Raw genomic sequence first — 25118 nt, 5'->3', positions numbered from 1 at the left:
ATGCTGACGGTCTCCGCGATCGACCTCTCCTACGGCGCCAGCCTGTGCCTGCGCGGCGTCTCACTGCAGGCCGAGCCCGGCAAGGTGACCGCCGTGCTCGGCCGCAATGGTGTCGGCAAATCCTCCCTGTTGCGCGCCATCATGGGGCTGGAGAAGGTGCGTGCCGGCAGCATCACCTGGGAAGGCCGCGACGTGACGCGGCTGGGCCCGGCGGAACGCGCGCGGGCCGGCATCGGCTATGTGCCGCAGGGGCGCGAGATTTTTCCCTTCCTCACGGTGCGGGAGAACCTGGAGACGGCGCTGGCCGCGGCGCCGCGGGGGTCCGGCGTGGATTCGGAAATCTTCGACCTCTTCCCGATCCTGCGGCAATTCCTGCGGCGGCGCGGCGGCGATCTTTCCGGCGGCCAGCAGCAGCAGCTTGCCATCGGCCGCGCGCTCTGCGCCCGGCCGCGGCTGCTGATCCTGGATGAGCCGACGGAGGGCATCCAGCCCTCCGTCATCAAGGACATCGCTCGCGTCATCCGCCACCTGGCGAAGGACCGCGGCATGGCCGTGATCCTGGTGGAGCAGTACTACGATTTTGCCCGGGAGCTGGCCGATTCCATCGCCGTCATGGTGCGCGGCGAGGTGGCGCTCGGCGGCCCCGCCGGCACGCTGGACGAGACGGCGGTGCGCAAGCTGCTGACCGTCTGACTACCAAAGACCCGGCAGCCAGAGCGACAGCGCCGGAAACAGCAGCAGGATGACGATGCGCAGGATATCCGCGAGGCAAAAGGGCAGCACGCCGCGATAGGTCTCGCCCATCGGGATGTCCTTCGCCATGGCGTTGATGACGAAGAGGTTCAGGCCGAAGGGCGGCGAGATCATGCCCACCTCCACGCTCATCAGTACCAGGATGCCGAACCACACCAGCACCTGCGTGCGGTCCAGGCCGAAATCCAGGCCGAGCATCAGCGGCACGAAGATGGGCAGCGTCAGCAGCACCATCGCCATGCTTTCCATGAAGCAACCGAGGATAAGGTAGACCAAGATGATCGCCGCCAGGATCGCCAGCGGCGGAATCGGCAGCGCCGCGACCATGGCGGAGAGCTCGGACGGCAGGTGCGACAGCGCCAGCGCCGCGCTGAACAGTTCCGCCCCCAGCAGCACCAGGAAGATCAGGCCCGTGGTCTCCGCGGTGGAGAGCAGGCTCTCCTTCAGCCCCTGCCAGCGCATGCCGCCCAGCACGACGGCGAGGATGCCTGTGGCGGCGGCCCCGATGGCCGCGCCCTCGGTCGCGCTGAACCAGCCGCCATAGATGCCGGTGACGACGATGACGAAGACCATCATCACCGGCCAGACCTCCGCCGTCGCGCGCAGGCGTTCGCGGTAGGGCACGCGCTCGGCGGGCGGTGCGGCGCCGGGGGACAGGCGCGTATAGATGTTCACCACCAGCATATAGCCAGCGGTCGCGATCAGCCCCGGGATGACGGCGGCGACGAAAAGCGCGCCGATGCTCATCTCCGTATAAATCGCATAGATCACCAGGATGACGCTGGGCGGGATGAGGATGCCCAGCGTGCCGCCGGCGGCCAGCGTGCCGGTGGACAGAGCGGGGGAATAGCCGTGCCGCCGCATCTCCGGCAGCGCGACCTGCGACATGGTGGCGGCGGTGGCGAGCGAGGAGCCGCAGATGGCGCCGAAGGCCGCGCAGCCGCCGATACTGGCCACCGCCAGGCCGCCTCGCCAATGCCCCATCCAGGCGCGCGCGCAGCGGAACAGCGCGCGGTTCATGCCGCCCTTGGTGGCAAAGTCGCCCATCAGCAGGAACAGCGGAATGACGGAGAGCGTGTAGGAGGAGAAGCGGCTGAAGGTCAGCGTGTTCAGCGTGGCGAATAGCCGGTCCCAGCCCGAAATCTCGGCATAGCCCAGCCCGCCCACCAGCAGCATGGCGATGCCGACCGGCATGCGCAGCGCGATCAGCGCCAGCGCGCCGCCGAACATGGTGAGGCCGATGGCGAAGTTGCTCATGCCGGCCGACGCAGACGGACGAAGCTCTCCACCGCGACGAAGGCGGCGCAGAGGCTCCAGGCTGCCATGCCCACCGCCGCTGCCGCATAGCCCCACCAGAAGGGCAGCTGCAGAAACATCGAATCCCGTTCCCGGTCCCACATATTGTAGCCGCCGATGGCCAGCCGCCAGGCGAGGATGGCAACCACCAGCGCCGCCACGGCCCGCATCACGGCATCCAGCCCGGCGGCGCCACGTGCTGGCAGCGCCTGGGTGAAGAAGTCCACCAGCACATGCGCGCCCTTCATCTCACAGAGCGGCATGCACAGCACCACGGCCACGCCAAGCGCAAGTTCGACGATTTCGCTATCGCCCAGGATCGGCGTGCCGAAGGCGCCACGCAGGACGGAGGCGGTGGTGACCCCCACCGCCAACAACAGCAGCGCCCCACCCAGCAGCGCGCAGATCACGGCGAGGCGCGTCAGCGCCCCGCGCAGGGCGGCAAGGCTCACGCGCGGCCGTGCTTGGCCGTGATGGCCTGCAGATCCTCGAACATCGCGCGCCCATTGCGGCCGCGGCGCGTCATCTCGGCGATCCAGGCGTCGTAGGCCGGCTGCACGGCGGTGCGCCAGCGCGCCTTTTCCTCCGGCCCGATCGAGATGATCTCGTTGCCCGCGGCGATGGTCGCATCCACGGCGGGCTTGGTCTGCGTATCCCAGATCCGGCCACGATCGGCGGCGAGGGCGGGGCCGGAATTCGCGTCGATCACCGCCTTCAGGTCGGGCGGCAGGCGGTTGTAGCTGCGGCCGTTCATCAGCGTCAGGATCATGCCCTGGAACAGGCCGACGCCCGGCGGCTCGCTGTGGAATTTTGCCACTTCATACAGGCGGAAGGGCTGCGTGATCGCCCAATTGATCAGGAAACCATCCACCTGGTTGCGCGCCGTCGCCTCATAGACGCCGCCCAGCGGGATGCCGACGGGTGTGCCGCCCAGCGCGGTCACCGCCTCGCCGATGAAGCGGCCGGCGACGCGCAGCTTCAGGCCGCGGAAATCCTCCATGGTGCGGATCGGCTTGCGCGAGGTATGCACCAGCGCGCGGTCCGTCGCATGCACGGCGATGATCTTGATTCCGCGGTACTCGGTATCGGCCAGGTGCTTGCCGATGAACTCCATGGCCGCCGGGCTTTCGGTGGCGGAGAGGCCGGTATTCATGAAGGGCAGTTCCAGCCCCTCCGTCCCCATGAAGCGGCCCGGGGTGAAGCCGGGCACGGTCCAGATGATATCGACGACGCCGTCTTCCAGCTGCTGCACCAGGTCGCGCGGCTGGCCGCCGAGCTGCATGGCCGGGAAGACCTCGATCTTGATGCGCCCGCCCGATTCCTGCGCCACCTTCGCCGCCCAGGGGTCCAGGTGCAGCGTGTGGTCCAGCGCGGTGGGGGAGGAGAAGCTGTGCAGCCGGAAGGTGAATTGCGGCGCGCCCTGGGCGCGGAGCGTGGCGGGTGCGGCGAGGGTCAGGCCCGCCCCGAGCAGGTGACGTCGCTTCATCATCATGGTCCCTGTCCTTGGTTGCGCGCGCCGAGGCTCAGCGTGCCGGATGCGCCGGCACGAAGACCGGCTTCAGCAGCCAGCGGCGTGCGATGTCGAAATAGCCGGGAAAGACGTAATGGCCGTTATGGGCCAGCAGACGTTCGCGATGCCGGCGCCAGAAGCCCGGGATCTCGAACCAAGCCATCTGCGGATAGAGGTGATGCACGATGTGCAGGTTGTTCCAGAGGAACAGCAGGCCGAAGACCCAGTTCGATTCGACGCTCGCCGTACGCTCCCCCGGCGTGGGTCCCCAGCGATGCTCGATAAAGGCGCGCAGCAGGCCGAGGCTGAGGCCGGGCAGCACGAAGATCAGGTAGTACTGCCAGACCGGCATGCCCGCGATGCCGGAGACGACGCCCAGCACCACGGCGAGCCCCGCGAAGAAGCCGAGCCAGATTGGCACATCGCGGAAATCGCCGGCGCGCAGCTTGCCGAACTCGATGAGCACCAGCTTGCGCAGCCGCAGGATGGGCCCGACGGTAAGCCGCCCGAGCAGGGTCTGGTTGAACAGGAGCACGGCGCGCCAGGGCCGCGAATAGCCGGACCAGTCCGCCTGCCGGTGATAGACGCTTTCGGTATCCTCGCCCGGATAGGTCAGCACCGTGTTGCGGTGATGCGCCGTGTGGCTGCGCTTGTAGAGCTCGAAGGGCAGCCAACCGCCGATCGGCGGCCAGACCAAGGCCGTGCGCAGCCAGCGCGGAATGCTGCGCCAGCCATGGATCGCCTCATGCTGCAGCGAGAAATGCCAGGCCAGCACATAGGCCCCGCCCAGCATCAGCAGCGGCCAGGGGATGCTGGCATGGAACCAGACCAGCGCGAACCAGCAGGCATAGATCGCCAGCATCACGCCCCAGGTCGGCAGCTCCCATCGCCGCCACCAGATGGGTGACGGCGCGAGAGCCGCGGCGCGGGGAAGGCTCTTCTCCTGCATGGCGTCAGCGTGGCAACAAAAGGCTGCGGCTTGCAAGCGGCATCCGCGGACTGCCGGACCAGGCGCAGACCGAGGCTGCGCGGCACGCAAGCAGAGCCTGCCGGTATACGCGCCATCCTCGCGCCGCCAGGCCCGCGACCCCGGTTTTGCTGGCTGGCATTCCGGCCGTTTTCGACCATCTTCTGCGCGCCAACCCCCAGCCGGAGTGACCCGCCTTGCCCGCACCTCGCAGCCTCGCGGCGCTCGAAGCCGATGCGCGGCGCGACCTCGACCTCATCGCCCATCCGCGGATGGAGTGGCTGCAACCAAAGACCTGCAGCGGTGCGCCCGTGCTGGACGTGCTGGTGGTCGGCGGCGGGCAATGCGGCGTGGTCACCGCCTTTGCGCTGATGCGCGACAAGGTGCGCAACCTGCTGGTGCTGGACCGCGCGGAGTATGGGCGGGAAGGGCCCTGGCTGACCTATGCCCGCATGCACAACCTGCGGTCCTGGAAGGACCAGAGCGGCCCGGATCTCGGCGTGCCCTCCCTCACCTACCAGGCCTGGCACGAGGCGCAGTTCGGCACGGCGTCCTGGGAGAAGCTGCGCTATATCCCGAAGGAGTTGTGGAACGACTACCTGCTCTGGCTGCGGCGCGTGGTCGGCGTGCCGGTGCGCAATGGCGTGACGGCCGGACGCATCTCACCCGCCCGCACCGATGACGGGCTGCCCTGCCTGCGGGTGGAGACCACGGCGGGCCCGATGCTGGCGCGCAAGGTGGTGCTGGCCACGGGGCAGGAAGGCGCCGGCATCTGGTGGATGCCCGAATTCGTCGCCGCATTGCCGCGGCCGCTGCGCGCCCACAGCGCGGATCCCATCGACTTCGCTTCGCTACGCGGCAAAGTGGTCGCGGTGCTCGGCGCCGGCGCCTCCGCCTTCGACAATGCCGCCATGGCGCTGGAGGCGGGCGCCGCGGAGGTGCATCTGTTCTGCCGGCGCGCGGAGCCGATGGTGGTGCAGCCCTATCGCTGGCTGACCTTCGCGGGCTTCATGCGCCATATCCATGAGATGCCCGATGAATGGCGCTGGCGCTTCATGGCGCATGTGCTGGGGTTGCGGGAAGGTTTTCCGCCCGACACCTATGCGCGCGTGCTCGCCTTCCCGAATTTCGCCATGCATGTCGGCAGGCCCTGGACGGGTGCCTCGGTGCAGGATGGCCAGGCGCTGCTCGCCACGGCGCGCGGCGACTTCCGCGCCGATTTCCTGATCTGCGGCACGGGCGTGCGGATGGATCCGACGCTGGTCCCGGAACTGGCCGGCTGCGCCCATAATATCGCGCGCTGGTCGGACCGCTACACGCCGCCGCCCGAGGAAGCCAATCCGCGCCTCGGCGAGTTCCCCTATCTCGCCGACGACTACAGTTTTGAGGAACGCGTGCCGGGAGAGACGCCCTGGCTCCGAGACATCCATCTGTTCGGCATCGGCACCACCATGTCCTTCGGGCCGGCCGGCGCCTCGATCAACGCCATGGGCATCGCCGTGCCGCGCCTGGCCGCCGGGATCACGCGCGGCTTGTTCGCCAGTGACCTGCCGCGCTTCTATGAGTCGCTCCGCGCCTATGACGTGGCGCAGGTGGAGATCGACCCGACGCGCATCGCGGCAGATTAGCGCAGCGTCTCCATCAGCCGGCGCAGCAGCTCCGCGCGCGGAACCAGGCTGTCGAGCTGGATCTGCTCGAAATCCGTGTGCCCGCCCTTGCCATCGGCGCCGAGCCCGTCCAGCACCGGGGCAAGGTCGGCGCAGAAATTGCCGTCGCTGCCGCCGCCGGTCTTGAGGTCCTGCAGATCGAAGCCGATTTCGGCCGCCAGTCCGCGCGCATGTTCAAAGAGCGCGGCGATCCCGGGCGTCTTCTCATAGGGCGGACGGTTCAGGCCGCCGGTGATGGTCAGCGTCACGTCAGGCCCCTGCGGCTGCAGGGCATGGACCTTGGCGAGCATCTCCTCCGCAATCGCCGGCGTTGGCAGGCGCATGTCGATGGCGGCGCGGGCTTCCTCCGCCACCACATTCGGCCGCGTGCCGCCGGCGATGGTGCCGACATTCACCGTCACGCCGCGGGCGTAATCGGTCATGCCATGCAGCGCGATGATCTGGTGCGCGAGCTCGCCGATCGCGCTGCGGCCATCCTGGTGGCGGCTGCCGGAATGCGCGGCGCGGCCCTTCACCACCAGGTCGAAGCGCGCCGCACCCTTGCGGGCCGTGACGATCTTGCCGCCCTCCCGCGCCGGCTCCGTCACCAGCACGTATCTCGCGCGGGCGCCGAGGCTGCGGATCAGGTCGCGGCTGGTGGGGCTGCCGACTTCTTCATCCGAGTTGAACAGATAGGTGATGGGCAGCGGTGTGTGCGTGCCGGCGCGCAGGAAAGACAGGAAGGCCTCGAAGGCCAGCCGCGCGCCGGCCTTCATGTCGTAGATGCCGGGGCCATAGGCGATGCCCTCCGCCACGCGGAAGGGCATGCGCGCCAGCATGCCCATCGGATGCACGGTATCCAGATGCGACAGCACCAGGATACCCGGCGCATCGCCGCCCCAGGGCGAGCGCAGCAGCAGGTGGTCGCCCAGGCCGTCGCGGCCCGGGATGATCTCGCTGCGCGCGCCGGCGGCGCTGGCTTCCGCAGCGACCTTCGCCATCAGCGCGGAGACCGCATCCGGCGCATCGGTCGGCGTCTCATGCTCCACCCAGGGGCGGATGGCGGCGAGCAGGGCGTCGGTGGTGAAGGTCATGCGGCGGGCACCAGTTTCGTCACGAGGGTTGTGGCATCGCCGGTCTCGGCGAGCACCGAAAGGGCGGCCAGGGCGGCTTCGATCTGCGCCGGCCCCAGGACACGGGCCGCGCAGTCGCGGAACTTGGCCAGATGCTCCGCTTGCGTCATCGGATTCTCGGCAGCACCGCGGCGGATGCTGCGGGTCTCGCTGCGGTGCGTGCCATCAGTCAGGTGGACGGTCACGCTGGTTGCCGGTCGCGGCTCCGCATCCGGCAGGGCCTGCATGGTGATGCGCGGCATCAGCGCGCGGATGGCGGGGCGATGGATCGCCTCGCCCTCGAAATCCGCCAGCGCCACCTGGCCCTGGAACGCGGCCGTGGCGAGGCAATATTGCATGCTGAACCGCGCCTCCATGCCGCTGGTCGGGCTTTCGTGCACCAGGTTGCCGGCCAGCACGGCGGGCAGTGCGGTCTCGATGCGCGCGATGCGCTCAGGCGGCACGCGCAGGGCCAGCAGCGCGTCGAGCGAGAGATGCGTGGCGGCGCAGGTGGGATAGGCCTTGTAGCTGATGCCGACGGCCTCGATCGCCAGCGCCGCCCCCTCGGCGGGCGGTGTCATGGCGGCTTCGGATGCGGCACCGCCAGCGAACATCTCGGCGAAGCGCCAGCGACCCGCCAGCGCCTCCGCCGTGCCTTCGACGCCGCTCTCGGCCAGGCTCGCCGCGAGCACGCCGGACTTTGCGGCGAGGCCGGCATGCACGGACTTGGCCATGGCACCCAGCTGCATGCGGCTGCCGCTGGCCATGCTGGTGGCAAGGCTCAGCGCATCCCGCACTTGGTCCGCCCCCAGTCGCAGCAGCCGCGCGCAGGCAGCGGCGGCACCAAGCGCGCCGATGGTGGAGGTCGCATGCCAGCCAAGGGCGTAGTGGCGCGGATTCACGCCGCGCCCGATGCAGGCCATCACCTCCAGCCCCACCACCAGCGCATCCAGCAGCGCCGCGCCCTCCGCGCCGCGCTCCTCGCCCTGTGCGAGGATGGCCGGCACCAGCACCGCCGTGGCATGGCCGGCGAGCGGGTTGAAGGTGTCGTCATAATCCAGCACATGCGCCGCCGCGCCATTCACCAGCGCCGCCCAGGGTGCCGCCAGCGCCTGCCCCGTGCCGATCACGCGCGAGGAACCGGAACCCCAGCGCGCAACCGCCGCGGCGACACGGCGTGGCGTTTCCTCCGCCGCGCCGGCCAGCATCACGCCCACGGCATCGCGCAGGCCGGCGATGGCGAGCGGCGCCACCGCCGCTGTGCGGCTGCGCGGCAGTTCCGCAATCCATTCCGCGATGCGCTGCGTCGGCGCCAGCCCTGCCATGCGCGGAACCCCCTGCTGCGGCGCGCAGCCTCGCGCGGCGGACAGGCGGCGACAAGCCCCGCGCATCTTCACGCCGGGCGCGAAGCCGTGCGAAGCTCCGCACCGGATGGCGGGAAGGAATGCGGCATGGCGGGCACCCGGGCCGGAGCGATCGCGCGTGCGGAACGCTGCTTTGATGAGGGCGCATACCTCGACGGGCTGCGCAAGCTCGTCGCGGTGCCGACGGAAAGCCAGCTGCCGGACAGCCTGCCGGCCCTGACGCGCTACTGCACCGAGACGCTGCCCGCGCTGATGCGCGACATGCCCTTCGAGCAGGTGGTGCTGGACAATCCGCGCAGCGGCCGCGGCCCGGTCTTCGTCGCCACCCGCATCGAGGATCCGGCGCTGCCGACCGTGCTGATCTACGGCCATGGCGACGTGGTGCGCGGCCTGGCGCCGAAATGGAGCGAGGGGTTGGACCCCTGGCAGGTCACGCCGCGTGGCGACAAGTGGTACGGGCGCGGGACAGTGGACAACAAGGGCCAGCACCTGATCGCCATCGAGGCGCTGCGCGCCGTGCTGGCGGAACGCGGCGGCAGGCTCGGCTTCAATGCCAAGGTGCTGGTGGAGACGGGGGAGGAACAGGGCTCGCCCGGCCTGCGCGACCTGCTGCGGGCGGAGAAGGATCTGCTGGCGGCGGATGTCTTCATCGGGCTGGACGGTCCTCGGCAGACCACCTTCATGCCGGAGATGAAGCTCGGCGCGCGCGGCGGCGTGGCCTTCGACCTGGTGGTGCGGCTGCGCGACCATGCGCATCATTCCGGCCATTGGGGCGGCGTGCTGACCGATCCCGGTTTTGTTCTCGCGCATGCGCTGGCGAGCATCGTGGGTCGCCACGGCCGCATCCTGGTGGAGGGCTGGACGCCGGCCGCCATGCCGGCCTCCGTCAAGCGCGCCATCGGCGAGCTGGTCTTCGAGGATATTCCGGGACTGCCCGAAGGCGATCCCGGCTGGGGCGAGCCTGGGCTGACGAAAGCGGAAAAGATCTTCGGCTGGACCAGCGTGATCGTGCTGGCGCAGATCACCGGCCATCCGGATGCGCCGACCAACGCCGTGCAGGGCGAGGCGCGGGCGCGGCTGCAGGTGCGGCATACGGCGGACATCCCGGGCGCCGCCTTCGTCCCCGCGCTGCGCCGGCACCTTGATGCCAAGGGATTCCCCGAGGTCGAGATCGTGCCGATGATGGAGCGCGACATGTTCGGCGCCTCCCGCACCGATCCGGATGATCCCTGGGTGGAGATGGTCGCGGGCTCCATGCGCCGCACCACCAACCGGGCGCCGAACATCATCCCGAATTCCTCCGGCTCCAACCCCTCCGACATGTTCCTGGAGGAGCTGGGCACGCCGGTGATCTGGATTCCGAACAGCTACGCCGGCTGCAATCAGCACGGGCCGGATGAGCATGCGCTGGCGCCGCTGCTGCGCGAGGGCCTCGGGCTGATGGCCGGCATCTGGTGGGATATCGGCGAGGGACGCGTTCCGGCGCGTCGTTGACGGAAGGAGGAAGCGGATGACCGACGCCCTGCCCAGCACGCTGACGGATGCCGTGAGCGGCGCGGAGATGATGGCGAATCTGCGCGAGATCGCCCGCTGGGTGAAGTCCAGCGGCGATGCCGAGGAGCTGGAGGCGCTGAAGTTCCTCGAGCGGCGGATGCAGGATTACGGCTTCCGCACGAACATCGTGCTGCACGACGCCTATATCAGCCTGCCGGGCAAGGCCTCCGTCACCTTCGATGGCAAGGCGCTTGGCTGCATCACGCAGTCCTTCTCCCGCCCCGGCAGCGTCTCCGGCGTGCCGGTCTATCTGGGGCATGGGACGGAGGCGGATTTCGCGGGGCGCGACCTGGCGGGCCTGATCCTGCTGTTCGAGGGCATGGCGACGCCGCCCGTGGCGCTGCGGGCGAGCCGGGCCGGCGCGGCGGGACAGCTGCATATCAGCCATCACGAGCATATCCACGAAATGTGCATTTCCCCGGTCTGGGGCAGCCCCGGCGCCAGCACGCTGGCCGAACTTCCCAGCACCATCGTCTGCAGCGTCAACAATGCCGATGGCGGCGCGATTCGCGATGCGCTGGCCGCCGGCGGCCAGCCTGTGGTGGCGCTGAGCGCGGAGGTCGATACGGGCTGGCGCAAGACGCCGATCCTGGTGGCGGAGATCGGCGCGGCGGATGCGCCCTTCGTCCTGATGTCGGGCCATCATGACACCTGGTACTATGGCGTGATGGACAATGGCTCCGCCAATGCCGGGATGCTGGAGGCGGCGCGGCTCTGCGCGCAGCAGCAGGCGAAGTGGCAGCGCGGGCTGCGAGTCTGCTTCTGGTCCGGCCATTCGCACGGCCGCTATTCCGGCTCCGCCTGGTACGCCGATACGCATTGGGAGGAGCTGGACCGCCGCTGCGTCGCGCATGTGAATGTGGACAGCCTCGGCGGCGCCGGTGCCACGGTGCTGGAGAATGCGGCGGCGATGACGGAGCTGCGGGCGCTGGCGGCGGAAGCGGTGCAGGCACATTCGAACCAGGGCTACAAGGGCAAGCGCAAGGCGCGCAACAGCGACGAAAGCTTCGTCGGCATCGGCATCCCCTCCATGTTCGGCTCGATCAGCGAACAGCCGGCGAAGCATGCGCAGGCGCGCAATGCGCTGGGCTGGTGGTGGCATACGCCGCATGATCTGATCGACAAGGTCGACGAGGCCAATCTGGTGCGCGATACGCGCGTGCTGACGCAGGTGGTGTGGAAGCTGCTGGCGGAACCGGTGGTGCCGCTGGACCATGCGGCGACGGCGGAGGCGCTGCTGCAGGAACTAGCACCGCTGGCGGAGAAGCTAGGCGGGCGCTTCGACCTCGGGCCGCTCGTGGCGGCAGCAACCCGGTTGCGCGACAGCGCGGCGGGCCTCGCGGGCCGCAGCGCGAAGGATGCGGCGGCCGCCAATGCGGCGCTGATGCGCGCCTCCCGCGCCCTGGTGCCGGTGGACTATACGCCCGGCGATCGCTTCAGCCACGCCGCCGCCCTGCCCCTGCCCGCCTGGCCCGTGCTGCAGCCCATGCGGGACCTGGCGGCGACGGAAGCCGGCAGCGATGCGGAAAAATTCGCCACGGTGGATGCCCAGCGTGCCCGCAACCGCCTGGCCCATGCGCTGCGTGAGGCCCAGGCCGCCATCGATGCCGCAGAGGCGGCGCTGAATTGAAGGACAAGACCATGCGGAACGACGAACAGGTCTGGCGCAGCGTCGATGAGCGCAAGGAGACCTACGCCGCGCTCAGCGACCGGATCTGGGGGATGCCGGAGCTCTGCTACAACGAGCATCGCAGCGTCGCGGAACACATTGCGATGCTGGAGGCCGAGGGCTTCGCCATCACCCGCGATGTCGCCGGCATCCCGACGGCGGTGATGGGCGAGGCCGGCGAGGGCGGGCCCGTGATCGCCATCCTGGGCGAATACGATGCCCTGCCTGGCCTGTCCCAGGAAGCCGGCGTGGCGGAACACAGGCCGCTGCCCGGCGATGGCACCGGCCATGGCTGCGGCCATAATGTGCTGGGCTCGGCCAGCCTGCTGGCGGCGGCGGCCGTGAAGGATTTCCTGAAGGCGAACAACCTGCCCGGGCGGGTGCGCTACTATGGCTGCCCGGCCGAGGAAGGTGGCGCGGCGAAGGGCTTCATGGTGCGCGAAGGCGCCTTCGACGACGTGGACATCGCCATTTCCTGGCACCCGGCCAGCTTCTCCGGCGTGAACGACGCCATCTCGCTCGCCAATACCCGCATCGATTTCTCCTTCACCGGCCGCGCCGCCCATGCGGCCTCCTCCCCGCATCTCGGGCGCTCGGCGCTGGATGCGATCGAGCTGATGAATGTCGGCGTGAACTACATGCGCGAGCACATGCCGAGCGATGCGCGCATCCACTACGCCTATCTGAACGCCGGCGGCATCGCGCCGAATGTCGTGCAGTCGCAGGCCAAGGTGCGCTACCTGATCCGCGCGCGGAATCTCACGGAGCTGAACGCCCTGGTGACCCGCGTGCGCAAGATCGCGGATGGTGCGGCGCTGATGACGGAAACCACCGTCTCCACGCAGGTGATCTCCGCCGTCTCCAACCTGCTCGGCAATACGCCGCTGGAGCAGCTGATGTACGACAACTTCCAGCGCCTCGGCCCGCCGCAATTCACCGATGAAGACAAGGCCTTCGCGGCGGAAATTCAGAAGACGCTGAGCGAGGAGGACATCCTCTCCGGCTATCGCCGCCAGGGCGTCACGCCGGATACCGGCAAGGCGCTGTGCGAGCTGATCGTGCCGCTGGGCGCCAAGGGCGCCGGCATGAATGGCTCCACCGATGTCGGCGATGTCTCCTGGAAGGTGCCGACGGTGCAGGCGCGCGGCGCGACCTATGCCATCGGCACGCCGGGGCATAGCTGGCAGGTGGTGGCGCAGGGCAAGGCGCCGGCGGCGCACACCGGCATGGTGCATGTGGCGAAGGTGATGGCGGGCACCGCGGTGGATGCGCTGCAGAACCCCGACCTCATCGCCAAGGCCAAGGCCGACCACGCGGCGCGCACCGGCGGCAAGCCCTATGTCAGCCCCCTGCCCGCCGATGCCAAGCCGGCGCTGGGCATGTCGCTGGCCGAGTGATCTAGCCGCGCGAAACCCGTGATCGCCGCAAGGGTGCTTGCGGCCGGGCATGCTTTGGCGGCAGCCTTCGCCTTTCGGTGGAGGGTGTCGCCATGGCCCGTCGTCAGATGAAGCTCGGTGTCTCAATGATCGGGCTCGGCTACCATATGGCGGCCTGGCGCCATCCGGATGTCGATCCGGCCGGCAATATGAAGCTGTCCCACTACGTGGATGTCACGCGCATCGCGCAGCGCGGCAAGCTGGACCTGGTCTTCCTGGCCGATGGCGTCGGCATCCGTGCGCAGGACGAGCCGAAGGGGGCGCTGGCCCGTTCCTCCAAGAATGTGGTCTTCGAGCCGCTGACGCTGCTCTCGGCGCTGGCCATGGTCAGCGAGCATGTCGGCCTCGTCGCCACCGCCTCCACCACCTACAACGAGCCCTATCACGTCGCCCGCAAATTCGCCTCGCTGGACCATATCAGCGGCGGCCGCGCGGGCTGGAACGTGGTGTCCTCCTTCACCGATACGGAGGCGCGCAACTTCGGCTTCGAGAAGGCGCCGGACTACGACCGCCGCTACGACCGCGCGGGCGAGTTCGTCGAGGTGGTGCGCGGCCTCTGGGAGAGCTGGGAGGATGACGCCTTCATCCGGGACAAGGCTTCCGGCATCAACTACGACGAATCCAAGCTCCATGTGCTGAACCACAAGGGCGAGCATTTCCGCGTCGCCGGCCCGCTGAACGTGGCACGCACGCCGCAGGGCCATCCCGTCATCTTCCAGGCCGGCGCCTCCGATGCCGGACGCGAATTGGCGGCGGCGACGGCGGATGGGCTCTATGCGGCCTCGCAGGAATTGTCCGCCGCCCAGGCCTATTACAGCGACGTCAAGGGCCGCATGGCGCGCTATGGGCGGGAGCCGGAGCATCTGAAGATCATGCCCGGCGTCCTCGCCGTCCCCGGCCGCACGCGGCAGGAGGCGCAGGACAAGCACGAGCAGGTGCAGTCGCTGCTAGACCCTCTGCTCGGCCTCAACCAGCTCTCCCGCGTCATGGGCGATCTCTCGGCCTATGACGTGGATGGGCCGGTGCCCGACAGCATCGACCCGCGCATGCGCAGCCGGGCGCAGATTTTTCTCGACCTGGCGAAGCGGGACAACCTGACCATCCGCCAGCTCTACACGCTGGTCGCCGCCGGCAATGGCCATCGCACCGTGGTCGGCACGCCCGCCGATATCGCCGATGCGATGCAGGAGTGGTTCGAGCGGGGCGCGGCGGATGGCTACAACATCCTGCCGCCCTGGCTGCCGGGCGGCCTCGCCGATGTGGTCGACATGGTGGTGCCGGAATTGCAGAGGCGTGGCCTGTTCCGCACGGAATATGAGGGCACGACGCTGCGCGAAAATCTTGGCGTGCCCTACCCCACCCACCGTCGTGCCGCCCTCGCCCGCGGCCTGGCCGCCGAATGATGACGGGAGACGCCCCCATGCGCCTGCTTCGCCCCCTGCTGATCACCGCCGCCCTGCTCGCCGCCCCCGCCGGGGCACAGGAATTGCGCATCGGCTTCAAGGCCACCGTCGATGGCAGCGACCCGCACCAGAACTACACGCCCAATCGCAATGTGCAGCTGCATGTCTACGAACCGCTGGTCTTCCAGGACGCCTTCATGCGACCCCTGCCCGGCGCCGCCTCCGCCTGGCGGCAGGTGAGCGACGAGGCCTGGGAATTCACGCTGCGCGAGGGCCTGACCTTCCATGACGGCACGCCGGTGACGGCGGATGACGTGGTCTTCTCCATCCAGCGGGCGCGGGAGATCACCGGCCTTCGCACCTTCGTCGGCCAGACGCGCAGCATCGCCTCGGCCGAGGCGAAGGATGCGCGCACGGTGGTGATCCGCACGCGCGGCATCTCCACCCTGCTGCCGAACCAGATGGCGGTCATCGCCATCCTCTCCCGCCGCCTGGCGGAAGGGGCGACGGAAGCCGACTTCAACGGCGGCCGCGCCGCGATCGGCACCGGCCCCTATCGCTGGGTGCGGCTGTCCCAGGGCCAGGACGTGGTGCTGGAGCGGGCGGAGCGTCACTGGCGCGAACCGGAGCCCTGGCAGCGCGTGACCTTCCGCTTCATCAGCAATGACAGCGCCCGCGTCGCCGCGCTGCTGGCCGGCGATGTGGACGTGATCGACAATGTGCCGGCCGCCCTCTACGGCCGTGTGCGCGACAGCGACCGATCGCAGCTGATCACCGGCACCGGCCTGTTCACGCTGTACATGTATCTCGACCATTTCCGCGAGCAGGTCGCCTTCGCCACCGGCCCGGACGGCCAGCCGCTGCCGCGCAACCCGATCCGCGATCCGCGGGTGCGCCAGGCGATGAACCTCGCCTTGAACCGCACCACCCTGGCCGAGCGGGCGATGGAAGGCTCGGCCGACCCGATCGGTCAGTTCGCCGCACCCGGCTTCATCGGCCATGATGCCACCCTCACCGTGCCGGCGCAGGACCAGGCGCAGGCGCGGCGGCTGCTGGCGGAGGCCGGCTATCCGAACGGCTTCGGCCTGACCGTCCACTGCACCAACGACCGCTTCGCCGGCGATTCGCGCACCTGCCAGGTGGTCGGCCAGATGCTGACCGCCGTCGGCATCCGCGTGACGGTGGATGCGCTGCCGGCCGCAGTCTTCTTCCGCCGCGCCAATGGCAATGCGCAGCTGGATCCCGAATTCACCGCCTTCATGGCAATCTTCGCCTCCTCCACCGGCGTGGCGAGCGAGACGATGAGCAGCATCCTGCGGACCCGCAACGCGGCGCTCGGCCAGGGTCCGCTGAATCGCGGGCGCTATTCCAACCCGGCGCTGGATGCGGCGCTGGACCGCGTCGACCGCACGCTGGACGATGCGGAGCGGGAGCGGCTGATGGGCGCCGCCGCACGCATCGCCATCGAGGACAATGCCATCCTGCCGATCTTCTCGCTGCGCGCCTCCTACGGCGTCAGGCGGGGGCTGACGCTGACGCCGCGGGGCGACCAGTACACCATGGCCACGGGCATCCGCCCCGCGCCATGACTCGCCCGCGCGTCCTGGTGATCGATCCGCAGTGGGAGGATGCGCCCGACCTGGAGCTGGCCCTGGCCGGGGAGGATGCGGAGCTCGTCTTCCGACGCTCCGTGAACGGTCGGCTGGAGAATCCGGAGGATTATGCCGCGGCCGATGCGGTGCTGAACTGCCGCTCCATGCACCTGCTGCCGGCCGAGGCCATCGCGCGCTTCACCCGGTGCCGGGTGATCGTGCAGGGCGGGGTGGGCTTTGGCCATATCGACCTCGCCGCCGCCGCCGCGCGCGGCATCCCGGTGCTGAACACGCCGGACTACGGCACCACGGAGGTGGCGGACCATGCCGTGGCCCTGGCGCTCGGCCTGCTGCGCGGGTTGCAGGCCTATGACCGCCGGCTGCGGCGCGGCAATGCGGCCTGGGATGCGCGGCAGATGAAGCAGGTGCGGCGGCTGGGGTCGCTGCGCCTCGGCATCCTGGGGCTCGGGCGCATCGGCACCGCGGCGGCGCTGCGTTTCCAGGCCTTTGGCATGAAGGTCGGCTTCCATGACCCCTTCCTGCCGGTGGGCCACCAGCTGGCCTTCGGCTGGGAACGTTTTGCCACGCCGGAAGCACTGCTGGCGCGCAGCGATGTGCTGAGCATCCATGCGCCGCTGAACGACGGCACGAGAGGCCTGCTGGATGCGCGGCGCCTGGCGCTGCTGCCGCCCGGCGCCGTGGTGGTGAATACGGCGCGCGGCGGCATCCTGGACCTGGATGCGCTGGGGGATGCGCTGCGCAGCGGCCACCTCTCCGGCGCCGGCCTCGATGTCTTCGAGGCGGAGCCGCTGGACCGCGGCCACCCCCTGATCGCGGCCTGGGCAGCGGGGGAGGCCTGGCTGGACGACCGGCTGGTGCTGACGCCGCATGCCGCCTTCTTCAGCAGCGCCAGCATCCGTGACATCCGGCGCCTGTCCATGCAGTACATGATGGACTTCCTGTGCAGCGGCGCGCGCCCCACCTGCGTCAACGAAGGATTGCTCGCAGGGCAGAGCTGATCCGCGCGAGGGGGCGCGGAACCCGCGGCCACCGGGCCTCGTTGCGCCCCGGCGCGCCATGATCGGCGCGGGGGGGAGCCTTCATGACGCCGGACCAGGCCATCGCCTTCGTCATCCTGGGCGGCACCATCGCCCTGTTCATCCATGGGCGGCTGCCCTATGACCTGGTGGCGCTGCTGTCCCTTTTCGCTGCGGTGATGACGGGCGTGGTGCCGGCGGAAAAGGCCTTTTCCGGCTTCAGCGACGATGTCGTGATCATCGTGGCCGGCGCCCTGCTGGTCAGCGCCGCAGTCGCGCGCTCCGGCGCGGTGGAGGCGGCGATGCGGCCGCTGCTGCCCTGGATGCAGGGCGGGCCGGCGGTGCAGGTGCCCATCCTGGCGGCGGTGGTCATGGTGCTGTCCGCGGTCACCAAGAATGTCGGCGCCCTGGCCATCATGATGCCGGTGGCCTTCCAGCTGGCCAAGCGCACCGGCACGCCGGCCAGCGCGCTGCTGATGCCGATGGCCTTCGCCGCCCTGCTCGGCGGGCTGGTCACGCTGGTCGGCACCTCGCCCAATATCATCGTCTCCCGCCTGCGGCAGGAGATCACGGGCACGCCCTTCGGCATGTTCGATTTCGCGCCGGTCGGGCTGTGCATCGCGCTCGCGGGGCTGGTGGTGCTGGCGCTGGGCTGGCGGCTGCTGCCGCGGGGCCAGAAGGGCGGCGGGTCCAAGGACGCGGCCTTCACCATCGACCAATACACCACCGAGGCCCGTCTGCCGAAGGACAGCCCGCATGCCGGCAAGACGGTGGCGGCGCTGGAGGCGCTGGGCGAAGGAGCGGTGCGCATCGCCGTCATCATCCGGGCGGAGGCGCACCGCCTGGCACCGGTGCCGGGCCGCGTCCTGCAGGCCGAGGACCGGCTGCTGCTCGAGGGCGAGGCCGAGGATCTCGATTCCTTCGTGGCGCGCGGCGGGCTGACGCTGGAAGGTGAGCGCCAGAAGCTGCCCGAGGATGCCGCCCAGGTGGTGGAGGGCGTGGTGACCAGCGAGAGCCCGCTGGTCGGCATGACGCCGGCGGGCTTCGACCTGCATCGGCGCAGCGGCCTGAGCCTGATCGCCGTCAGCCGCCGCGGCCAGCGGATCGCGGAGAAGCTGAGCGACCTGCGCCTGCGCGCCGGCGATGTGGTGATCCTGCGCGGCGATGCGACGCTGATGACGGAGGCCATGGGCGGGCTGCGCGTGCTGCCGCTGTCGGAGCGCAATGTGCAGCTCGGCCGCAGCCGCCGCGGCTGGCTGCCGCCGCTAGTGCTGGCCGTGGCCATGGCGCTGGTAGCGCTGAACTGGGTGCCGGTGGCCATCGCCTTCTTCGGCGCCGCCGTGCTGCTGCTGGCGCTGCGCACCCTGACGATGCGGGAGGCCTATGAGACGGTGGAATGGCCCGTCGTGGTGCTGCTGGCCGCCCTGATCCCGGTGAGCGAGGCGATCCGCACCACCGGCGGCACGGACCTGGTGGCCGGCTGGCTCTCCGGCACGGCGCAGGCGCTGCCGCCGCTGGCCGCCCTGGCGCTGATCATGGTGATCGCCATGGCGGTCACCCCCTTCCTGAACAATGCCGCGACGGTGCTGGTGATGGCGCCGGTGGGCGCCAGCCTTGCGCAGCAGATCGGCCTCAGCCCCGACCCCTTCCTGATGGCGGTGGCGATCGGCGCGGCCTGCGACTTCCTCACCCCCATCGGGCACCAGTGCAATACGCTGGTGATGGGTCCAGGCGGCTATCGCTTCGGCGATTACTGGCGGCTGGGCCTGCCGCTGTCCGTCACCGTGGTGCTGGTGGGCGTGCCGGCCATCGCCTTCTTCTGGCCGCTGGAGTGACCGCGGCTCAGATCTTGTGGGCTTCCAGCGTGCTGGGGTGGAACAGCTCCTCCGGCGCCAGCAATCGGCTGGACAGGCCCTGGGCGTGGTGGTGGCGCAGGAACCAGTCGAAGACGTGGCGATTGGCGGCCAGGCCGTAGGAGAAGAAGTCCTCCCCCATCAGCCGCTTCGCCGCGCGCAGGCTTTCCTCGACAAAGGGCAGCGTGACCTTGGTGGCGGAGGTATCGGCGAGTTTTGCCAATGCCACCGCCTTGGATTTCTCGAAAGCCTTCTGGACCGCGGCGGGCAGCCAGGGGTGGCGCTCCACCAGCGTTTTCCGGATGCCCAGCACATGCATGACCGGGAAGATGCGGGTCTTGCGGAACCAGGCCTGGGCGGCGGCGGTGGGGTCGCGGAACAGCCATTCGATATTGGGATCGCCGCGCTCGAAGCAGGAGGGCGCGCGCGGGCCCATCACGCCGTCCAGCTCGCCCGCCGCCAGCATGCCGGAAATGGTCGCCCCCTCCGGCGCATTCTCGATGACGACACCGGGTGGCAAATTGAGAAGAATCTTCTCCACGCGGCCGGGGGTGTCATAGCCGCCGCGCACCCAGGTGATCTCGGCGGGGCGCACCCCGTACTCCTCCTCCAGGATCGCCCGCGCCCAGACATTGGCGGTGAGCTGGTATTCCGGGATGCCGATGCGCTTGCCGCGCAGATCCTCGGGCTTTGCGATGCCGCGATCCGTCCGCACCACGATGCAGGTGTGCCGAAAAGCGCGGGAGGGAAAGACCGGCACGGCGACATAGGGCGAATCGCCCTTGGCGACCCGCACGGAATAGGAAGAGAGCGACAATTCGCAGATGTCGAAGGCTTCGTGCCGGAAGGCCCGGAAGAAGATTTCCTCCGGCTCCAGCAGCATGAACTGCGGATCGACGGCATCGATCTGCACCTCGCCATCCACCAGCGGGCGCATGCGGTCATAGGGGCCGATGGCGACCGAAAGCTGCAGTTTCGCCACGCGCTATTCTGCCGCGATGGAGGAAGGGGCGTCGACGAAGAGGCTGCGTTCCATCTCCGTCGTGCCGAAGCTGCGCCAATCCGTGGTCTTCGGCACCACGCCCTCGAAGGAGGAAATATCCTTCAGCGGCACGCGCGGCTCCGTTCGGCCGAGCGCCGGCGCGCCTTCCGCCAGGGCCCGTGCCGCCTCGATCATCAGGCGGCGCCATTGCACGATGGCGACGTCGCTGGCGCCCAGGCGTTCCGTGGTGCGGTCGGCGATCGGGCCCATGCTCTCCCACATCGCCATGTCCTGCGCCGGGATGCCCTTGATGCCGGTAAAGTTGCCCAGCGCCATCAGGCGGCGATCCTGGCCGTAGTCATTCTCCCGCACCCGCTTCTTCTGCCAGTTCTCGTCCACGTCGATGCCCGGCTGCAGCGCGAGGAACTTGCGCCAGTCCTCGGTCGAGGGCACGTCCGGCCCCTCACCCCAGGCCATGAAATAGAACCAGGAATGGTGGTCATCGATCGGCACCGTCACCTGCGCCACATTGTAGCTGGCGTTCGGCGGGATCAGGGAAGTGACGGGTGCCACGAAGGTGGTGATGCGCACATAGTCATGCGTCGCCGCATTGGCGATCGGCCGGCGGATGGCCGCGTAGCGGAAGCCGTAGGAGGTGAGCTGCACCTGCAGCCGCGGCGCCTTGTCGGTCGAGGGCCGGGTCCAGTTCTTCGCATTCGCCCCAGCCCGGCCGACGCGCGCCGGCACCATGTCCGAGGAATGCAGCGAGGAGGAATGGGCGCTGTCGATCTGCCCCTCGACAATCTGCGCCCAGTTGCAGGGCACCATGGTCTTGCCGATGGCGACGCGGGTTTCGGGGGTCGGCGCGAAGGGCGGCGGCTCGAAATCCGGCATTTCGGCGCGGTTGCCCAGGAAGGCCCAGACGAAGCCGCCGGCCTCCTCCACCGGGTAGCTGGGGTGCTTGAAGCGGGCGGCGGCGCAGGCCTCGGGCGGCTCGCTCGGCATCTCGAGGACATTGCCCTCTACGTCGATCTTCCAGCCGTGATAGAGGCAGCGCAGCCCGCCCTCCTCGTTGCGGCCGTAGTAGAGCGAGGCCTTGCGATGCGGGCAGGCCTCCGCCACCAGGCCCAGGCGGCCGTCGCTGTCGCGGAAGGCGACCAGCTTCTCGCCCAGGATTTGCACCCGCACCGGCTTGCCGTCCGGCTCCTCCACCTCCTCGGACAGGCAGACCGGCAGCCAGTGGCTGCGCATCAGCTTGCCCATGGGGGCGTCGCCGGTGACGCGGCAGAGCAGGTCGTTTTCGTCCTGGGTGAGCATGGCGATCCCTCCCGATGCGGCCGATATGCTTAGAAGGCTAAGATATGCGGGCGCGGCGCAGCGCTGTCCAGCGGTGGTTGAAGGATTTTGGTTAGCTATCTAAGTATCTCCCGCAATGCAAAGGGACTGCCTGGATGGAAGAGAGCTTCACCGATCTGCGCGTCCTCGCCGCCCGCCCGATCGCGGAGGAGATCTTCGGCTTCGAGCTGGCGCATCCGGCGGGGCAGCCGCTGCCCGCCTTCACCGCCGGCGCCCATATCTGGGTGCGTGGACCGGGCGGCGAGGATCGGCGCTATTCGCTCTGTTCCGACCCGGCCGAGACCGCCTTCTATTCCATCGCAGTGAAGCGGGATGCGGCGGGGCGGGGGGGATCCGTCGCGCTGTGTGACCAGGTGAGGGCGGGCGACCTGCTGCCCTGCTCCGCGCCGCGCAACGACTTCCCGCTGGTGGGCCGGCCCGTGGCGCGGCTGTTCATCGCCGGCGGCATCGGCATCACGCCGATCATGGCGATGATCCGGCAGCTGGAGGCGGAGGGCGGGCCGCCCTGGAAGCTGGTCTATCTCACCCGCTCCGCCGCCCAGACCGCCTTCCGCGAGGAGCTGCAGGCCTTCCGCGGCAAGGTGACGATCCACCATGATGGCGGCGACCCCGACCGCGCCTTCGACCTCTGGCCGCTGCTGGAACAGCCGAAGGGGCGGCACATCCATTGCTGCGGGCCGCGCGGGCTGATGCAGGCGGTGCGCGACATGACCGGCCACTGGTCCTCGGCGGCCGTGCATTTCGAGGATTTCGGCGCGGGTGCCGGCCAGAATCGGCCGGACGACCAGCCCTTCACGGCGCGGCTGGTGCGGTCCGGCGTTGAACTCACCGTGCCGGCGGGCACCACTCTGCTGTCAGCGCTGCACGCGGCGGGCCATGCCGTGCCATTCTCCTGCGAAAGCGGCACCTGCGGGTCCTGCCGCACCGGGCTCGTCTCGGGCGAGGTGGATCATCGCGACCTGGTGCTGATGGAGCATGAGAAGGCCATGGCGATCATGCCCTGCGTATCCCGCGCCGCGCCGGGCTGTCCGACCCTGGTGCTCGACCTGTGACGCGAGAGGCCGCGCCGGAGCTGGACCTGCGGCCGCCCGCGGCGCCGCGGCGGCTGCGGCTCGGCGTCGCCGGCCTCGGCCGCGCCTTCATGCTGATGCTGCCGAGCCTGGCGCATCATCCCCGCATCCAGCTGGTGGCCTGCGCCGATCCGCGGCCGGAGGCACGCATCCGCTTCACCGCGGATTTCGACGCGCCCGCCTATGCCGATTTCGGCGAGATGTGCGAGGACAAGCAGGTGGAGGCCATCTACCTCGCCACGCCGCACCAGTTCCACGCGGCCCAGGTGGCGCGGGCGGCGGATGCGGGCAAGCATGTGCTGGTGGAAAAGCCGCTGGCCGTGACGCTGGCCGAGGCCGCTTCCATGGTGGAACGCGCCCGCTCCGCCGGTATCCGCCTGCTGCTGGGCCATAGCCATGGCCAGGATGGGCCGGTGCTGGCCGCGCGGCGCATGATCACGGGCGGCGAATTCGGCGCGGTGCGGATGATCTCCACGCTGAACTACACCGACTTCCTGTATCGCCCCCGCAGGCCGGAGGAGCTGGATACCGCCCAGGGCGGCGGCGTGGTCTTCAGCCAGGGGGCGCATCAGGTGGATGTCGTGCGGCTGCTCGGCGGTGGGCTGGTCCGCTCCGTCCGCGCCGCAACCGGCGCCTGGGACCCGACGCGGCCGACCGAGGGTGCCTATGCCGCCCTGCTTAGCTTCGAGAATGGCTGCGCCGCCAGCCTGACCTATTCCGGCTATGGCCGCTTCGACAGCGACGTCTTTCTCGACTGGGTGGGGGAGATGGGCCAGCCCAAGGACCCCACCCGCCACGGCGCGGCCCGCGCCGCGCTGGCCGGCCTGCCCGATGCGGCCGCCGAGGCGGCGCTGAAGACCACCCGCGCCTACGGCGCCCCGGGCCAGCCCCCCGGCCTGCCGCCGGCCGCCCCACCCCGCTTCCACAACCAGTTCGGCCTGGTGATCGCCAGCTGCGAGCGCGCCGATCTGCGGCTGACCGCGCAGGGGGTGGAGATCCATGGCGACACCTCCCGCCTGCTGCGCAAGACCCCCCTGCCTGCGGTGCCGCGCGGCGAAGTGCTGGACGAGCTTTGTGCCGCCGTGCTGGATGGCGCCCCGCCGCTGCATGACGGCGCCTGGGGCATGGCCACGCTGGAGGTCTGCCTCGCCATCCTGCAATCCGCCCGCGAGGGCCGAGAGGTCGCGCTGCATCACCAGGTGGCGCCGAAGGACGATTGAGACGATGCCCACCCTGCGAATCGAGCCACGCCAGGACAGCGCCACCGGCCTGTTCTACCTGGAAGTCTTCCTGCCCGCCGAAGCCCCATCCCCCTTCGTCAGCACCGCCCCGCGCTATGCCAGCGCCGCGGCGGCGGAGCAGGACCTGATCGCCACCCTGACGGCCGCGGCGAACCGGCCCCGCGCATGAGCGATCGCGAATCGGCCCTGCCCTTCGAGGACAGCCTCGGCTACCTGGTGCGGGACCTGAACCGGCGCATCCAGCGCAGCCTGCAGGCCCGCATCCAGCCCAGCGGCGCGACCCTCGGCGCCTGGTATTTCCTGCGCGTCCTGTGGGAGGAGGAGAGCCTGACCCAGCGGGAGCTGGCGCAGCGCATCGGCATGCAGGAACCCACCGCCGTCATCGCGCTCCGCGGTATGGAGGAGGCGGGCTGGATCATCCGCGACCGCAGCGAGGAAGACCGCCGCAAGGTGCATATCCGCCTGACCGATGCCGGCCGCGCCCTGCGCGAAACCCTGCTGCCGGAAGCCAAGGCGGTGATCGCCCAGGGGCTGGAGGGCATGAGCGAGGCGGAGGTGACGACCCTGCTCGACCTGCTGCGCCGCGCCCGCGCGAACCTGGCGGACCCGCCTAGCCCGCAGGCCGCAGGCGCGAAGCGGCGGCGGCCACGCAAAGGCTGAAGACCTCCAGCGAATCGAAGGGCAGGTCGGCGCCGCCTGGGGGCAGGAAGATGGGCAGGCCGCCGCCCTGCTCCACCGCGCCCGGGATCATCAGATTGTCCGGCAGGCCGAAGCCACCCACCGTCAGCCCCGGCATCGGGTCCGGAACCGCCGCCGTCTGCGCCGTGCTGCGGGCCACGAAGGGCGTGGCGCTGTTGGAATAGGCGAAGATCGGCAGGCCGCGGCCGAGGAACCAGCCAAGCTCCACCAGCGTGCCGGCATCGGCGGAGGCGCCGCGGAAAGGAGTGAGATTGGCGATGACCAGCTCCGCCCGCGCCATCATCGCCAGGTCCTTGGCGAAGATCACCCGCCAGGCCTCGGCCTCCGGCATGCTGGCCAGGGAGGCCACATCCTCGTTCAGCGGCGGCAGGGCGGTGATGCCGTGGCGGGCGCAGATGGCGGTCTTGCGGGCCGCCTGCGCCGGGGCGTCGGGCAGGAAGACATCCGGGCCGGCAAGGTATGCAAGGGGCATGGCGGCAAGCTGACCACGCGGCGCGCAGCCTGTGCAAGCCGCGGGCAATCGGCGCGCGCCCGGCGCCGCGGCGCGCGAAATGGGCTCTGGCCCGCCACCGGCCGCT

The 25118-nt window shown here is 69.8% G+C and carries 22 protein-coding genes; 13 read left to right on the top strand and 9 right to left on the bottom strand.

Features of this window, described 5'->3' with window-relative positions:
• The gene (urtE, locus tag J3S20_RS17480; protein ID WP_216837800.1) at positions 1-693 is read left to right on the top strand and encodes an urea ABC transporter ATP-binding subunit UrtE; all 693 of its coding nucleotides are present in this window, start codon (positions 1-3) and stop codon (positions 691-693) included.
• On the opposite strand, the gene J3S20_RS17475 is transcribed toward urtE, so the two are convergent.
• Genes J3S20_RS17475 through J3S20_RS17460 form a run of 4 tightly spaced genes read right to left on the bottom strand, consistent with a single transcriptional unit; the run spans position 694 to position 4508 of the window.
• The gene (locus J3S20_RS17475) at positions 694-2010 is read right to left on the bottom strand and encodes a TRAP transporter large permease (protein ID WP_216837799.1); all 1317 of its coding nucleotides are present in this window, start codon (positions 2008-2010) and stop codon (positions 694-696) included.
• On the bottom strand, positions 2007-2501 hold the full coding sequence (locus J3S20_RS17470) for a TRAP transporter small permease (protein WP_216837798.1): 495 nt from the start codon (positions 2499-2501) through the stop codon (positions 2007-2009). The genes J3S20_RS17475 and J3S20_RS17470 overlap by 4 nt, the downstream gene beginning before the upstream one ends.
• Complete coding sequence (locus J3S20_RS17465; protein WP_216837797.1) at positions 2498-3541, bottom strand: TRAP transporter substrate-binding protein; 1044 nt, start codon at positions 3539-3541, stop codon at positions 2498-2500. The genes J3S20_RS17470 and J3S20_RS17465 overlap by 4 nt, the downstream gene beginning before the upstream one ends.
• Positions 3542-3572: 31 nt before the next feature.
• Positions 3573-4508, bottom strand: coding sequence for a fatty acid desaturase (locus J3S20_RS17460; RefSeq protein ID WP_216837796.1), 936 nt, complete (start codon positions 4506-4508; stop codon positions 3573-3575).
• A gap of 215 nt (positions 4509-4723) precedes the next feature.
• Between J3S20_RS17460 and J3S20_RS17455 the strand changes: the two genes are divergently transcribed.
• Complete coding sequence (locus tag J3S20_RS17455) at positions 4724-6154, top strand: NAD(P)-binding domain-containing protein (RefSeq protein ID WP_216837795.1); 1431 nt, start codon at positions 4724-4726, stop codon at positions 6152-6154.
• Here J3S20_RS17455 and J3S20_RS17450 read toward each other — a convergent pair.
• Entirely contained in the window at positions 6151-7266 is a 1116-nt protein-coding gene (locus J3S20_RS17450; protein WP_216837794.1) for a M20 family metallopeptidase, read from the bottom strand. The genes J3S20_RS17455 and J3S20_RS17450 overlap by 4 nt on opposite strands.
• Entirely contained in the window at positions 7263-8609 is a 1347-nt protein-coding gene (locus tag J3S20_RS17445; RefSeq protein WP_216837793.1) for an MmgE/PrpD family protein, read from the bottom strand. The genes J3S20_RS17450 and J3S20_RS17445 overlap by 4 nt, the downstream gene beginning before the upstream one ends.
• A 126-nt stretch (positions 8610-8735) precedes the next feature.
• Between J3S20_RS17445 and J3S20_RS17440 the strand changes: the two genes are divergently transcribed.
• From J3S20_RS17440 to J3S20_RS17410, 7 genes are all read left to right on the top strand, one after another.
• Positions 8736-10142 (top strand): M20/M25/M40 family metallo-hydrolase, encoded by a 1407-nt coding sequence (locus J3S20_RS17440; protein WP_216837792.1) that lies wholly within the window; start codon positions 8736-8738, stop codon positions 10140-10142.
• A gap of 16 nt (positions 10143-10158) precedes the next feature.
• A complete protein-coding gene (locus J3S20_RS30885; protein WP_216837791.1) occupies positions 10159-11832 on the top strand; it encodes a M28 family peptidase in 1674 nt (557 codons plus the stop codon).
• Positions 11833-11843: 11 nt separating this feature from the next.
• Complete coding sequence (locus tag J3S20_RS17430) at positions 11844-13268, top strand: M20 family metallopeptidase (RefSeq protein WP_216837790.1); 1425 nt, start codon at positions 11844-11846, stop codon at positions 13266-13268.
• A gap of 92 nt (positions 13269-13360) precedes the next feature.
• Positions 13361-14710, top strand: coding sequence for an LLM class flavin-dependent oxidoreductase (locus J3S20_RS17425; RefSeq protein ID WP_216837789.1), 1350 nt, complete (start codon positions 13361-13363; stop codon positions 14708-14710).
• A 17-nt stretch (positions 14711-14727) separates the two neighbouring features.
• Positions 14728-16299, top strand: coding sequence for an ABC transporter substrate-binding protein (locus tag J3S20_RS17420; protein ID WP_216837788.1), 1572 nt, complete (start codon positions 14728-14730; stop codon positions 16297-16299).
• Complete coding sequence (locus tag J3S20_RS17415) at positions 16296-17321, top strand: C-terminal binding protein (protein ID WP_216837787.1); 1026 nt, start codon at positions 16296-16298, stop codon at positions 17319-17321. Before J3S20_RS17420 ends, J3S20_RS17415 begins: the two co-directional genes overlap by 4 nt.
• Before the next feature lie 83 nt (positions 17322-17404).
• Entirely contained in the window at positions 17405-19174 is a 1770-nt protein-coding gene (locus tag J3S20_RS17410) for an SLC13 family permease (RefSeq protein WP_216837786.1), read from the top strand.
• Positions 19175-19181: 7 nt separating this feature from the next.
• Here J3S20_RS17410 and J3S20_RS17405 read toward each other — a convergent pair whose 3' ends face one another.
• Both J3S20_RS17405 and J3S20_RS17400 read right to left on the bottom strand, forming a co-directional pair.
• Positions 19182-20174 carry a PhnD/SsuA/transferrin family substrate-binding protein gene (locus tag J3S20_RS17405; protein ID WP_216837785.1) on the bottom strand — a complete coding sequence of 331 codons (993 nt, stop codon included), beginning with the start codon at positions 20172-20174 and terminating at the stop codon, positions 19182-19184.
• A 3-nt stretch (positions 20175-20177) separates the two neighbouring features.
• The gene (locus J3S20_RS17400; RefSeq protein ID WP_216837784.1) at positions 20178-21491 is read right to left on the bottom strand and encodes a Rieske 2Fe-2S domain-containing protein; all 1314 of its coding nucleotides are present in this window, start codon (positions 21489-21491) and stop codon (positions 20178-20180) included.
• Positions 21492-21625: 134 nt separating this feature from the next.
• On the opposite strand from J3S20_RS17400, the gene J3S20_RS17395 reads away from it, so the two are divergent.
• From J3S20_RS17395 to J3S20_RS17380, 4 genes are read left to right on the top strand one after another with little or no spacing between them, the layout of a single operon-like run.
• Entirely contained in the window at positions 21626-22582 is a 957-nt protein-coding gene (locus J3S20_RS17395; RefSeq protein WP_216837783.1) for a PDR/VanB family oxidoreductase, read from the top strand.
• The gene (locus tag J3S20_RS17390) at positions 22579-23820 is read left to right on the top strand and encodes a Gfo/Idh/MocA family oxidoreductase (RefSeq protein ID WP_343215244.1); all 1242 of its coding nucleotides are present in this window, start codon (positions 22579-22581) and stop codon (positions 23818-23820) included. Before J3S20_RS17395 ends, J3S20_RS17390 begins: the two co-directional genes overlap by 4 nt.
• 4 nt (positions 23821-23824) lie before the next feature.
• On the top strand, positions 23825-24010 hold the full coding sequence (locus tag J3S20_RS17385) for a hypothetical protein (RefSeq protein WP_216837782.1): 186 nt from the start codon (positions 23825-23827) through the stop codon (positions 24008-24010).
• Positions 24007-24501: a MarR family winged helix-turn-helix transcriptional regulator gene (locus tag J3S20_RS17380; RefSeq protein ID WP_216837781.1), complete on the top strand. Its 495-nt coding sequence runs from the start codon at positions 24007-24009 to the stop codon at positions 24499-24501. Before J3S20_RS17385 ends, J3S20_RS17380 begins: the two co-directional genes overlap by 4 nt.
• Here J3S20_RS17380 and J3S20_RS17375 read toward each other — a convergent pair.
• Positions 24452-25012 carry a nucleoside 2-deoxyribosyltransferase gene (locus tag J3S20_RS17375; RefSeq protein ID WP_216837780.1) on the bottom strand — a complete coding sequence of 187 codons (561 nt, stop codon included), beginning with the start codon at positions 25010-25012 and terminating at the stop codon, positions 24452-24454. The genes J3S20_RS17380 and J3S20_RS17375 overlap by 50 nt on opposite strands.
• Between the last annotated feature and the right edge of the window lie 106 nt (positions 25013-25118).

The sequence above is a fragment of the Falsiroseomonas tokyonensis genome (genome assembly GCF_019024325.1).
GTDB classification, from domain to species: Bacteria; Pseudomonadota; Alphaproteobacteria; order Acetobacterales; family Acetobacteraceae; genus Falsiroseomonas; species Falsiroseomonas tokyonensis.
Note: the sequence above shows the minus strand (reverse complement) of the source record. Positions and strands in the feature narration are given on the sequence as shown.